The organism is Lactobacillus gallinarum (assembly GCF_002160635.1).
GTDB classification, from domain to species: Bacteria; Bacillota; Bacilli; order Lactobacillales; family Lactobacillaceae; genus Lactobacillus; species Lactobacillus gallinarum.
In genome coordinates this window covers 61,601-73,459 of sequence record NZ_NFKZ01000005.1, presented here as the reverse complement: position 1 = coordinate 73,459, position 11,859 = coordinate 61,601, and the positions used below count along the sequence as shown (strand labels likewise).

The 11,859-nt window shown below is 36.7% G+C and carries 10 protein-coding genes; 9 read left to right on the top strand and 1 reads right to left on the bottom strand.

Annotation, left to right across the window (positions count from 1 at the left end):
* Window positions 1–44 precede the first annotated feature (44 nt).
* From obgE to B5E95_RS03480, 7 genes are all read left to right on the top strand, one after another.
* Window positions 45–1,349 carry a GTPase ObgE gene (obgE, locus tag B5E95_RS03510; protein ID WP_025005822.1) on the top strand — a complete coding sequence of 435 codons (1,305 nt, stop codon included), beginning with the start codon at window positions 45–47 and terminating at the stop codon, window positions 1,347–1,349.
* A 14-nt stretch (window positions 1,350–1,363) separates the two neighbouring features.
* Window positions 1,364–3,283, top strand: coding sequence for an acyltransferase family protein (locus B5E95_RS03505; RefSeq protein WP_087235592.1), 1,920 nt, complete (start codon window positions 1,364–1,366; stop codon window positions 3,281–3,283).
* A gap of 18 nt (window positions 3,284–3,301) precedes the next feature.
* Window positions 3,302–4,240 carry a ribonuclease Z gene (gene rnz, locus B5E95_RS03500; RefSeq protein WP_025005824.1) on the top strand — a complete coding sequence of 313 codons (939 nt, stop codon included), beginning with the start codon at window positions 3,302–3,304 and terminating at the stop codon, window positions 4,238–4,240.
* On the top strand, window positions 4,237–5,031 hold the full coding sequence (locus B5E95_RS03495; RefSeq protein ID WP_025005825.1) for an SDR family NAD(P)-dependent oxidoreductase: 795 nt from the start codon (window positions 4,237–4,239) through the stop codon (window positions 5,029–5,031). Before rnz ends, B5E95_RS03495 begins: the two co-directional genes overlap by 4 nt.
* 6 nt (window positions 5,032–5,037) lie before the next feature.
* Window positions 5,038–5,289, top strand: a complete 252-nt coding sequence (locus tag B5E95_RS03490; RefSeq protein ID WP_025005826.1) for a lipopolysaccharide assembly protein LapA domain-containing protein — start codon at window positions 5,038–5,040, stop codon at window positions 5,287–5,289.
* Window positions 5,290–5,390: 101 nt separating this feature from the next.
* A complete protein-coding gene (gene rpmF, locus B5E95_RS03485) occupies window positions 5,391–5,579 on the top strand; it encodes a 50S ribosomal protein L32 (protein ID WP_003547064.1) in 189 nt (62 codons plus the stop codon).
* 59 nt (window positions 5,580–5,638) lie between these two features.
* Window positions 5,639–7,195, top strand: coding sequence for a bifunctional metallophosphatase/5'-nucleotidase (locus B5E95_RS03480; RefSeq protein ID WP_087235578.1), 1,557 nt, complete (start codon window positions 5,639–5,641; stop codon window positions 7,193–7,195).
* Between the two features lie 58 nt (window positions 7,196–7,253).
* Here B5E95_RS03480 and B5E95_RS03475 read toward each other — a convergent pair whose 3' ends face one another.
* Window positions 7,254–7,472: a YjzD family protein gene (locus tag B5E95_RS03475; protein ID WP_025005734.1), complete on the bottom strand. Its 219-nt coding sequence runs from the start codon at window positions 7,470–7,472 to the stop codon at window positions 7,254–7,256.
* Window positions 7,473–7,588: 116 nt separating this feature from the next.
* Here B5E95_RS03475 and B5E95_RS03470 point away from each other — a divergent pair, with 116 nt between their 5' ends.
* Both B5E95_RS03470 and pfkA read left to right on the top strand, forming a co-directional pair.
* Window positions 7,589–10,696 carry a DNA polymerase III subunit alpha gene (locus tag B5E95_RS03470; RefSeq protein WP_087235577.1) on the top strand — a complete coding sequence of 1,036 codons (3,108 nt, stop codon included), beginning with the start codon at window positions 7,589–7,591 and terminating at the stop codon, window positions 10,694–10,696.
* A gap of 167 nt (window positions 10,697–10,863) precedes the next feature.
* A complete protein-coding gene (gene pfkA, locus B5E95_RS03465; RefSeq protein WP_025005735.1) occupies window positions 10,864–11,826 on the top strand; it encodes a 6-phosphofructokinase in 963 nt (320 codons plus the stop codon).
* The last annotated feature ends 33 nt before the right edge of the window (window positions 11,827–11,859 follow it).

Genomic DNA, 11,859 nt, shown 5'->3' with positions numbered 1-11,859 from the left:
GGTATAGTATAAAAGTTAGATTGAGACGGAAGGAAGAGATAAACATGCCTACATTTGTTGATCAGACTAAAATTGAAGTCCAAGCCGGAAAAGGCGGCGATGGCATGGTGGCTTTCCGCCATGAAAAATATGTTCCAAATGGCGGACCAGCAGGCGGTGATGGCGGCCGCGGCGGCAGCATTATTTTTGTTGCAGATAGTGGTTTGCGTACTTTAATGGATTTCCGTTACCGACGCAAGTTTAAAGCCGATAGTGGTGAAAATGGTCGAATAAAATCCCAATATGGTCGTGCAGCTAAGGACCTCTACTTGAAGGTACCTGTGGGGACAACCGTTTATGATTTTAATACTGGTGAATTAATTGGCGACCTAGTTGAAAAGGGCCAAGAGTTAGTAGTAGCAAAAGGCGGCCGCGGTGGCCGTGGTAATATTCACTTTGCTACGAGTGTAAATACCGCTCCTGAAATTGCAGAAAATGGTGAACCTGGTGAAGACAGAGTTTTACGTCTTGAGTTAAAGCTCTTGGCTGATGTTGGTTTAGTAGGATTTCCATCAGTGGGTAAATCTACTTTATTGTCAGTAACCACTAAGGCTAAGCCAAAGATTGCAGCCTACCAATTTACTACTTTAACTCCTAACTTGGGAATGGTAATTCTACCAGATGGTCGTGACTTTTCAATGGCCGATTTGCCAGGTTTAATTGAAGGAGCTAGCCAAGGCGTAGGACTTGGTATTCAATTTTTGCGTCACGTTGAAAGAACTAAGGTAATTTTGCACTTAGTGTCAATGGACCCTAATAATGGTCGTGAAGCAATTGAAGACTATCACACCATCAAAAACGAGCTGAAAAATTACGAAACAGATTTATCCAAAAAGCGAGAACTAATTGTTGCCTCTCAAATGGATATTCCTGGTGCGGAAGAAAAGCTTGCCGCATTTAAGAAGGCATTAAAAGAAGAGGAAAACAATGAACCTGTTTATGAAATTTCCAGTGTAACTCATAAAGGTGTCAATAAGCTTATGAATGATACTGCAACGCTTGTTGAAGAAGTAGAAAAAGAGCGTGCAGAAGAAGAGCCTAAGGTTGTACAAAAGACCAAGGAATACAAGTATCAGGCACCACAAAAGAATGAATTTACTATTGAAAAAGTTGGAGAACACGAATTTGTTGTTAAGGGCGAACAGTTAGAAAGATTAGTTCAAATGACTAACTTGGATCACCAAGACGGAATTATGCGCTTAGCAAGACGTCTTAAGAGATTAGGCGTTGATGATGCATTGCGTGAAAAGGGAGCAGTTAATGGTGACGATGTCGCTATCGGCAAATTTGTCTTTGAATTCGTGCAATAAGGGTAGAAATGAATATGAGAAGAAATCGGTTTATTACAGGATATTCTGGACTCAGAGCATTAGCAGTTATAGGGGTAATACTTTATCACTTTGATCCTAATTCTTTTATCGGCGGGTATCTAGGAGTGCCGATTTTTTTCGTTTTGTCAGGCTATTTAGTGACCGATCATATGCTTAATTCATATGATCAAACTGGTTCTTATAACAATCGCCATTTTTATTTGAATAGAATTAAGAGACTTTATCCGCAATTAATTGCAGTATTATGGATAAGCGCAACATATATTTTTCTTTTTCAAAGGAATTTATTAGCTAAACTAAATCAAATTGTTTTTGCTAATTTGCTAAATGTCTTTAATTTTTGGCAAATAAATAATGGTCAAAGCTATTTTGAACGTTTTGCCAATAATGAATCGCCGTTTACGAACTTGTGGACGATGTCCATCGAAGGACAATTTTATATAATATGGCCGTTAGTCATCTTTTTGTTAGTCAAATTAGTTAAAAAGAAGAAACGAATTTTTTACTTCTTATTAGCGCTATCTTTTTTGTCAGCATTAGAAATGGCAATATTATATTTAACTAAAACTGACATTAATCGAATTTATTACGGAACAGATACTCGATTTTTCTCATTAGGATTGGGAGCCGCTTTAGCTGTTATTTGGCCGGTAGAGGTGTTAAATCCAGAAGTGCCAAAGCAAGATAGAATCATATTAGACTTAGTAGGTCTTGTTTCCTTTATTTTGCTTTTGGTAATGTATTTTGCTAAGGCGATGAATCCACAACAAGCATTTGCATATTGTGGTGGGATGCTGCTATTTTCATTGATTGTGTGCATTTTTGCTGGAGTAATTGCACATCCAAGCAGTCATTGGAATCAAATTATGACTAATAAGCTTTTTGATTGGATCGGTTCAAGAAGTTATGGCATTTATCTTTATCAATTCCCAGTAATGATTTTCTTTGAATCTAAAATTAATAACCTGGGCGATCATCCCGTCATGTATCGAATCATTGAATTGATTTTAATTTTAACTATTAGTGAAATAACATACCGTTTAATCGAGCGGCCAATGAGTAAGATTACTTGGAAGAAGACCAAACAATATTTTGCTCATGTTTTCGATATGCAAGCTAGAAATTATGTGAAGAAAGGTCAAGCCGTATTAGCCGCATTTGTGATAATATTTGGCAGCATTGCTATTGCGATTTCTCTTCATGTTAAAGCAGAAGATTTTAACAAAAGTCAGTTAGCGCAAAGAATAAATCGTAACGCTAAAAAACAAAAGTCAGATAATGCTAAATTAATTGAAAAGTTAAAAAAGCAGAAAAAACAAAAAGAAAATGAATCAAAAATTATAAAAGAAGCGGCTGAGAAAGCAAAAAGTAATCCAGTTAATCAATCATATGTTAAATATGGTATTTCTCAACTTGATTTGGAATTAGCACAAAAAATTCAGGTAACTGCGATCGGGGATTCCGTCATGGCAGGATCAAGCAATGATCTTAAGCAGCTAATGCCTAAAGCTTTGATTGACGCCGCAGTATCTCGTCAATTAAATGTGGCCTTTGGTTTGTTAGATAGTTATAAGAGACAGGGTGTCTTAGCCGACAACGTGCTGATTGGCTTAGGTACGAATGGCCCATTTTCAATGGATGATTTAAATAGGATTATGCAAGAAGTTGGACCTAAACGAAAAGTATTTTGGATCAATGTTCATGTACCAACTCGTGATTGGCAAAGACCAGTAAATGATTTGCTAAAACAAGGTGCAAAACGATATCATAATCTTATAGTCATTGACTGGTATTCATATTCAAAGAATCATCCTAAATGGTTTTATGATGACCATACTCATCCGAATATTAAGGGTTCTAAATATTACAGTACCTTTATCACTAAGACAATTATTAAGCATTCAAAGTTTTAAGTTTAGAATAGGATTTTCATGGAATTACAATTTTTGGGCACTGGAGCAGGACAGCCGTCTAAACAGCGTAATGTTTCAAGTGTCGCGCTTAAGTTATTAGATGAATTAAATGAAATTTGGCTATTTGATGTTGGGGAGGCTACTCAACATCAAATTTTGAGAACAAATATTAGATTAAGAAAAGTTACGAAAATTTTTATTTCGCATAATCATGGTGATCATATTTTTGGCTTACCAGGACTTCTTTCAACTCGATCGTTTCAAGGGGATGTAGGTCCATTAACTATTTATGGTCCTGCTGGTATTGAACAATTTGTTAAAATTTCATTGAAAGTATCAAGAACTAAAGTATCGTATCCAATTAAATTTGTGGAATTATCTAAACCAGGTTTAATTTGTCAGGATAAGGGGTTTCGTGTTTATACTGATCGATTAGATCACAGAATACCTAGTTTTGGATTTAGAGTAGTGGAAGATTCTCACCCTGGTGAACTTTTAATTGATAAACTAGCAAAGTATAATATTCCTAACGGCCCACTTCTGGGTAAATTAAAACGAGGTGAGCAAGTTACTTTAGCTGATGGAACGGTGCTAAATGGCAAGGACTTTTTAGGTGCTGAAAAGCCAGGTAGAATTGTCACCATTATTTACGATACTCGGTCTACACCAAGTATTGCTCGTTTGGCAAAGGATGCTGATGTTTTAGTTCATGAGTCAACTTTTGCCGGGAATGAAGCTAAGCTGGCTCATAGTTATTACCATTCAACTTCTGTTCAAGCAGCTAAAATTGCTAAAGAGGAAAATGTTAAGAAGCTATGCTTGAGTCATATTTCTGCTCGTTATATGGGTAGCAAGGCCAAAAAACTTGAGAGTCAAGCTAAGAAGGTTTTCCCGAATACAATATTAGTTAATGATTTTGATCAAGTTAATATTCCAATGAAAGGTTCAGAAGAATGAAAGATTCATTAAGAAATAAAGTTGTTATTGTTACTGGTGCTTCAAGCGGTATTGGTCGTTCAATTGTTCTTGAAAGTGCTGGCCGCGGTGCTACCGTCATTTTGATTGCTAGAAGAAAAGAACGTCTGGACGAAATTGCGGCAGAAGCTAGAGAATTATCTGGTGCAGAAGCTTACGTTTTCCCAACAGATATGGGCAAGCCTGATGATATTGAAAAGGCTTTTGATGAAATCACCAAGCAAGTTAAGCATATTGATTTCTTAGTTAACTGTGCAGGCTTTGGTAAGTTCGAAGAATTTATGGAACAAAAGATGCAAGATGTAACCAACATATTCCAAGTAAATGTTTTAGGTTTGATGTACTTCACTAGATTGGTCGGTCGCGTCATGATGGAACAAGAGACCGGTCAAATCATTAACTTCGGTTCAATTACTGGTAAAGTTCCAACTACTAAGTCAGCTGCTTACAGCGCTTCTAAGGCTGCAGTTATTCAATTCTCAAATGTACTGCGTCTAGAACTTAAGCCATTCGGTGTTAAAGTGATGACAGTTAACCCAGGTCCTGTTTACACTAACTTCTTTAACATTGCTGATAAGACAGGCAACTATGTGGAAAATGTACAAGAGTTTATGCTTGATCCAGATGATGTAGCTTGGCAAGTTGTCCATTTCTTTGGCAGCGATAAGCGTGAACTTAATTTGCCATTAAGCTTGGCTGTATTGGCAAAACTTTACAACTTATTCCCAGCACTTGGTGATAAGCTTTCTTTAAAATTTGCTTCTAGAAAGTAATTGGAAATGGAAAAAGAGAAGAATCTAATTATAGGCTCAATTATCGCTTTAATTGCGGTAATTTTCGTCGTTCTAAATACCGCACCAGTAGCAATTAATTTTGGCTTTTTTAAAGTTAGATTGCCATTAATCGTTATTTTGGTAGTGATGGTAATTATTGGGATGATTATTGCTTGGTTTTTCGGCCGTGATAAAAAAGAGAAAGATAAGCAATATTTCGGTTCAATTTTAAATAAAAACAAGAAGAACCAAGAATAGATCTTGATTTATTCTTAATTGAATAGTATGATTGAATCACGTGAGTAATTCAGGGTTAATTAATCCTGAAGCTTAAGACTACAATAAAGGAGATCAATTAAATGGCAGTTCCTGCAAGACATACTTCTAAACAAAAGAAACGTTCACGTCGTGGTCATATTAAGTTGAGTGTTCCAGCAATGCACTATGATGCAACTACTGGTGAATACCGCTTAAGCCACCGTGTTTCACCAAAGGGTTATTACAAGGGTCGTCAAGTTGTAAATAACAACGATAACGGCAATAACTAATTAAAAGGCACCTGGAATGATGGTGTCTTTTTTTATGCCTAAGAAAAGGAAACAGAAAGATGAAATTAGTATTTTTACACTCTAGTGATACTCATGGCTTTTTACTGCCAACAGATTATCAAAATAAGACTGATTATAATGCAGCTTTTAGTTTAAGCAGAGTTAGTTCAGTGATTAAAGCTGAAAAGAAAAAGTATGGTGATAATAATGTTGTTGTCACTGATGCTGGTGATTGTCTTCAAGGTTCTCCACTTGCTTCATATGCTCATTCTACTGGTGATTATAGTGATTTACGCAAATTTACTGAAGCATATAATGCAGTAGGGTATGATGCACGTTGTTTGGGTAATCATGATTTTAATTTTGGATTAGATTATTTAAGCTATTACGTTGATAATAATAAGGCTCCAATTATTAATGACAATGTTTTAGATGCTGAAACTAAGGTGCCGTTTTTTGGTCGTGAATATATCATCATTAAGAGAAACGGCTTAAAGATTGGTATTTTAGGTATTACCACTCAATATATTCCTCATTGGGAACCTAAAGAAAATGTGGCTGGTCTAGAATTTGCATCCGCATATGAAAAGATTAAGCATTATGCCAAAATTTTACGGCCACAAGTAGATATTTTAGCTGTAATGTACCACGGTGGATTTGAAAGTGATCCAGAAACTGGCGAAGCTACTGAGCCACATCGTGGTGAAAATGAAGGCTATAAGATTTTAACTGAAATTCCTGAAGTAGATGTCTTTTTAACTGGTCACCAACACCGTCGTTTGAATGTAGTTACTAAAAATACTGCAATTGTTCAACCAGGTTATCGCGGAGAAGCAGTTGCGGAAGTAATTGTAGATGTTGATGATAACACTAAGAAAATTACCAATATGACTACTAAGTTGATTGATACTAAGGACTATGATCCAGATCCTGCTGTAGTCGAGAAAATTGCCGATTTAGACAAGAGAACTCAAGAATGGTTAGACAAGCCTATAGCTCACTTAAATAAGCCTGCACGGATTGAAAATGCCATGAAAGGCCGCATTGAGGGGGCACCATTCATCAACTTGATTCAACAAATGCAATTATGGTTTACAAAAGCCGATGTCTCTGCCACTGCTGTTATGAGTGAAAATGCTAAAGGTTTTAATGAGACAGTTACTATGCGTGATGTTTTGTTAAACTATCCATATGCTAACCAACTTTGTCGCGTTAAACTGACTGGTAAAGAATTGCGTCATATTATTGAACATAGCGCTGGCTTTTTGAAGAAAGACAAAGATGGCAAGATTGGCTTCAGCGATCGCTGGATTAAACCTAAGCCAATGCTTTATCATTTTGATGTCTTTTATCCAGTTGAATATGAAGCTGATTTATCTAAGCCAGAGGGTGAACGTCTGACTAAGCTTACTTTGCATGACAAGCCAATTGAAGACGATAAGATTTATCATTTAGCTGTCAATAATTATCGTGCAATGGGTGGTGGATTCTATCCTGAATACAGTATGGACAAAATCGAAATGACACTTGATAAAGATTATGTTCAAATGTTTAGCGAATACTTAACTCATGGCGATGTACAAGTAGACACCAAGAAAAACTATAAATTCTATTAAGAAGACAAAAAAACACGTGAGAACTTTGAAATTCTCACGTGTTTTAATTTTAAAATAATTATTTTAACTTACTGTATTTACTGTTGTCTTTGTGTGAATGAGCAGTAATAGTTGCAATAATTGCTGAGAAAAGAATGCCGAAGATAAGGCCAACGACCAAGCAAGTTTTGACATCGTTAGTGTTGAATGAGGCACTTTGAGTTAAAGGACCAGCAATAAAGCCTACAACAAACATGTAGATTATGCTCCATACAATTGTGACTAGATATCGACCCATATTGATTCCTTCTTTCGGATAGAATTTTATCAAAAATAAGGCGCAATTTCAAACGAGATTAATGCAATTTGTTATACTTAATTTGATAAATTTCTGCAGTGAAAGGTGGTTATTTTATGCAAGTAGCAACACTTCAAAACCTAAGTTCGTTTACTTTGCTAGATAGTCCTACAAAAGTTCCAGATTTAATCGAAACGGCCAAGAAACGAGGCTATCAGGCAGTAGGATTAGCTGATGTAAACGTAACATATGGCTTGGTTAATTTTTATGAATTGGCTAAAAAAGCGGGAATTAAGCCACTTTTAGGGATGCAGCTGCGTTTAAATGGTTTAGTTGATAGTACGCAGAAATATGACTTGCTTGCGTTTGCTAAAACAAATGCGGGGTACCATAACTTATTGCGTTTATCGAGTGCGATTAATCTACTAACTGAAAATGGACAAAATAATAATGTCTTAACTCTAAAAGATTTAAGCAAGTATTTGACTGATTTATTGCTCGTTGTGCCTGCAAATACTAAAAGCGAATTATTGTACTTATTTGAGACAAATAAACAATTAGGTAGTGATTTAATTCGAGATTTGAAAGAATTAACGCCTGATCTTTATTTAGGCGTGTATGCTAATCAAAGTATGCAGAATTATATTGATTATGTGCGCAGTTTAAGCAAGCAATTTGATTTACCCTTACTTGTAACTGAAGATAGCGAATACTTAAATCCACATGATCAATTTTTACAAAAAACTTTGCGTGCTATTGCTACAGGAAATAAAATTCAGGATGTGCTGCCTTTAGCTAAGCAAGAAGGATCACATTACTTAGTTGAAGCAGAGCAATTGCTTCAGCGATACCATGAATTTGATCTGGATGATGCAGTGAATAATACATGGCAAGTTGCTGAAAAATGCAATGCAGAAGTTGTTTTTCAGAAGCCTGTTTTGCCTAAATATCACCAAAAAAGGTTTGCAACTTCAGAAGAATATTTGCATTACTTGGCTCAAACTGGCTTACAGCAACGCTTTGGTCAAAATAAAATTCCAGCAGAATATCAAAAACGGTTGAATTATGAACTGCGCGTCATTAATCAAATGGGGTTTGATGACTACTTTTTGATTGTATGGGACGTGATTAATTATTGTCATCGTGTTCAAATTACGACTGGACCAGGACGGGGCTCAGCATGTGGTTCGTTAGTTTCTTATTCATTACGAATTACCGAAGTTGATCCAATTGAATACAACTTGCTGTTTGAACGTTTTTTGAATCCAGCTCGTCATGAAATGCCGGATATTGATTTGGATATTCCTGATGTTCAAAGAGATACTGTAATTAAGTATATGTATCAAAAATATGGCATGGATCATGCGGCACAGATTTTGACATTTGGTACGCTAGCAGCAAAGCAAGCATTGCGTGATGTAGGCCGAGCATTTGGCTTAACAATGGTCGAAATTAAGAAATGGGCAGATGCGATTCCATATTCAAAGGGCAAGATTACGTTAAAAGATGCATATCGACAGTCAAGGGAGTTGCGTTTATTAGTCGATGCTACACCCGAAAACAAATTGCTCTTTAAAACAGCTTTAGGTCTAGAAGGATTGCCGCGCCATTACTCTATTCATGCTGCAGGATTAGTGATTAGCGATAATTCAATCGCAGGAATTTCAGGATTGCAAGCGGGTCCGTTAGGGATACCGGTTACGCAACAGACTAAAAAATACGTTGAATCTTTGGGTCTCCTTAAGATCGATTTCTTAGGGTTGCGTAATCTAACTGTGCTAGGCAATATTTTGAATTTGATTCGCCAGCAAGGAATAAAGATCGATCCTAATCAAATTCCTTTAAATGATGCGCAAACTTTGCAGCTATTTCAACAAGGAAAAACAGATGCAGTCTTTCAATTTGAATCTGGAGGAATTCGCCAGGTTTTGCGCAAATTGCATCCCGATAATTTTGAAGACTTAGTAGCGGTGAATGCTTTATATCGTCCGGGTCCTATGCAAAATATTGATGCCTTTGTCAGAAGAAAAAATGGGCAAGAAGCAGTTAGATATCCTGATCCTAGTTTAAAAAAAATATTGCAGCCAACATATGGCATCTTGGTTTATCAAGAACAGGTAATGCAAACAGCGCAAATTTTAGCTGGCTTTTCTTTAGGCGAGGCTGATATTTTGCGGCGGGCCATGTCTAAGAAAAAGCAAGATGTAATTGAACAGGAAAAAGGTAAGTTTATTGCTGGAACAATTAAACAAGGTCATACCAAGGCCGTAGCTGAACGGGTATATCAATATATAGAGCAATTTGCCAATTATGGTTTTAATCGTTCACATGCTGTTGCTTATACTAAGATTGCTTACTGGCTAGCTTACTTAAAAGTCCATTATCCTGCTGCGTTTTATACGGCAATGCTAAATTCAGCAGCTGGAGCTAAAGCTCAGGATTATATTATGCATGCACAGGAAGCTAATATTAAAATTCTGCCCCCTGACATTAATTACAGCAGCCTTGAATATACCTTGAAAGACAAAAAGATTTTAGTAGGGTTAAAGGCTATTAAAGGCTTGCGGGTTGATTTTGCTAAAGAGATTGCCGATAACACCATGCCGTATAAATCATTAAATGATTTTCTTCGCCGAATAGATCCTAAGTTTTTGCAGGTTGATGCTATTAAAGCTTTGATCATGGCCGGAGCCTTTGATCAGCTTGAAAAGAATCGTAACGAATTGCTGATTAATTGCGATGAAATAATTGCTAATGTGCAATTGACAGGCCAAAATATTTCTTTATCTGAGATATTGGGGGATGCTCCGCTTAAGCCAGCAGAAGAGCCAACGAGTGCAGAAAAAGTTGAAATGGAAGAAAAAGTTTTAGGTTTTGCCACAACTACGTCACCATTAATTGCTGTTCAAAAATTTGCTCAAAAATTCAATAGTAGGCCGCTCAATCAATTCCAATTAAATGAATCGGGAGTTGGAGTTGGTAAATTGATCCGATTTAAACAAATTAGAACTAAAAACGGTAAGAATATGGCTTTTGCTAGCTTTGCTGATACTTCTGGAGAGCAAGAGGTTGTGATTTTTCCCCGCATTTATGAAAAATTTGGCACAGAGTTAAAGGTAGGAGATATTTATTTATTGGGATTACGTGTACAAGGAGACCGTTTTGATCAAAATAAAAAGCAATATTTACTTACCAATTTGCGAAAAGTAAATTTTAAAGAATAATTTTAGACAAGAGGAATTTATTTCTTGCCATACATGTAAGTGCTAACATTTTTTAAATAAAAATAAACCGTAATTTAGCCCAATTTTTGTGAGATTTTTGGGTGAAAAAATGTTAATATTTATTTGATGTGAGAAATTACACAAAATAATCATGATGAGGTGAATTCATGAAACGGATTGGTATTTTAACTAGTGGTGGAGACGCCCCTGGTATGAATGCAGCAATTAGAGCTGTCACCAAGACTGCTATCCATCATGGACTTGAAGTCTTTGGAATTCGTTATGGTTTCGCTGGTTTGGTTGCAGGTGACTTTGTTCCGCTTACTACGGAAAATGTTGACCACAAGATAAGTGAAGGCGGTACATTCTTGTACAGTGCCCGCTTCCCTGAATTTGCACAAGAAGAAGTGCAACAAAAGGGTGTTGAGCAATTAAAGAAGCATGGTATTGATGCTGTTATCGTTATTGGCGGTGATGGATCATACCATGGTGCTTTAGCCTTGACTCGCCACGGCGTAAACTCAGTTGGTTTACCAGGAACTATCGATAATGATATTCCTTATACTGACTACACGATTGGCTTTGATTCTGCTTGTCGTACTGCTATGGACGCAATCGATAAGATTCGCGACACAGCAAGTAGTCACCACCGCGTCTTCGTTGTTAACGTAATGGGACGTGAATGTGGTGACATCGCTATGCGTGTTGGTGTAGCTAGTGGTGCAGATGCAATTGTTATTCCTGAACGTCCATACGACGTAAAAGAAATTGCAGAAACTATCACTCGTGGTTTTGCAGATGGCAAAGATCATGGTATCATTGTTTTAGCAGAAGGTGTCATGACCGCTGATAAGTTTAAGGATGAATTACTTAAATACGGCGATTTTGATGCTCGTGCTAATGTCCTTGCGCATATGCAACGTGGTGGCTCACCAACTGTCACAGATAGAGTAAATGCTACTAAGATGGGTAACTATGCTGTTAAGTTGCTTCTCGATGGGAAGGGCGGTTTAGCTGTCGGCATGGAGAATGGTCAACTTGGTACCCACGACATTCTTGATCTGTTTGACGGAAAGCACCATGGCGATTATGCGTTGTTGGATGTAAATGAAGAAATGACTAAATATTAATTTAGTCGATTTTTGGAGAGGATTTTTTTAATA

Excerpts from the sequence above, each read along its gene's own strand:
- obgE (WP_025005822.1), top strand. The coding sequence starts at position 45 with ATGCCTACATTTGTTGATCAGACTAAAATTGAAGTCCAAGCCGGAAAA.
- B5E95_RS03505 (WP_087235592.1), top strand. The coding sequence starts at position 1,364 with ATGAGAAGAAATCGGTTTATTACAGGATATTCTGGACTCAGAGCATTA.
- rnz (WP_025005824.1), top strand. The coding sequence starts at position 3,302 with ATGGAATTACAATTTTTGGGCACTGGAGCAGGACAGCCGTCTAAACAG.
- B5E95_RS03495 (WP_025005825.1), top strand. The coding sequence starts at position 4,237 with ATGAAAGATTCATTAAGAAATAAAGTTGTTATTGTTACTGGTGCTTCA.
- B5E95_RS03490 (WP_025005826.1), top strand. The coding sequence starts at position 5,038 with ATGGAAAAAGAGAAGAATCTAATTATAGGCTCAATTATCGCTTTAATT.
- rpmF (WP_003547064.1), top strand. The coding sequence starts at position 5,391 with ATGGCAGTTCCTGCAAGACATACTTCTAAACAAAAGAAACGTTCACGT.
- B5E95_RS03480 (WP_087235578.1), top strand. The coding sequence starts at position 5,639 with ATGAAATTAGTATTTTTACACTCTAGTGATACTCATGGCTTTTTACTG.
- B5E95_RS03475 (WP_025005734.1), bottom strand. The coding sequence starts at position 7,472 with ATGGGTCGATATCTAGTCACAATTGTATGGAGCATAATCTACATGTTT.
- B5E95_RS03470 (WP_087235577.1), top strand. The coding sequence starts at position 7,589 with ATGCAAGTAGCAACACTTCAAAACCTAAGTTCGTTTACTTTGCTAGAT.
- pfkA (WP_025005735.1), top strand. The coding sequence starts at position 10,864 with ATGAAACGGATTGGTATTTTAACTAGTGGTGGAGACGCCCCTGGTATG.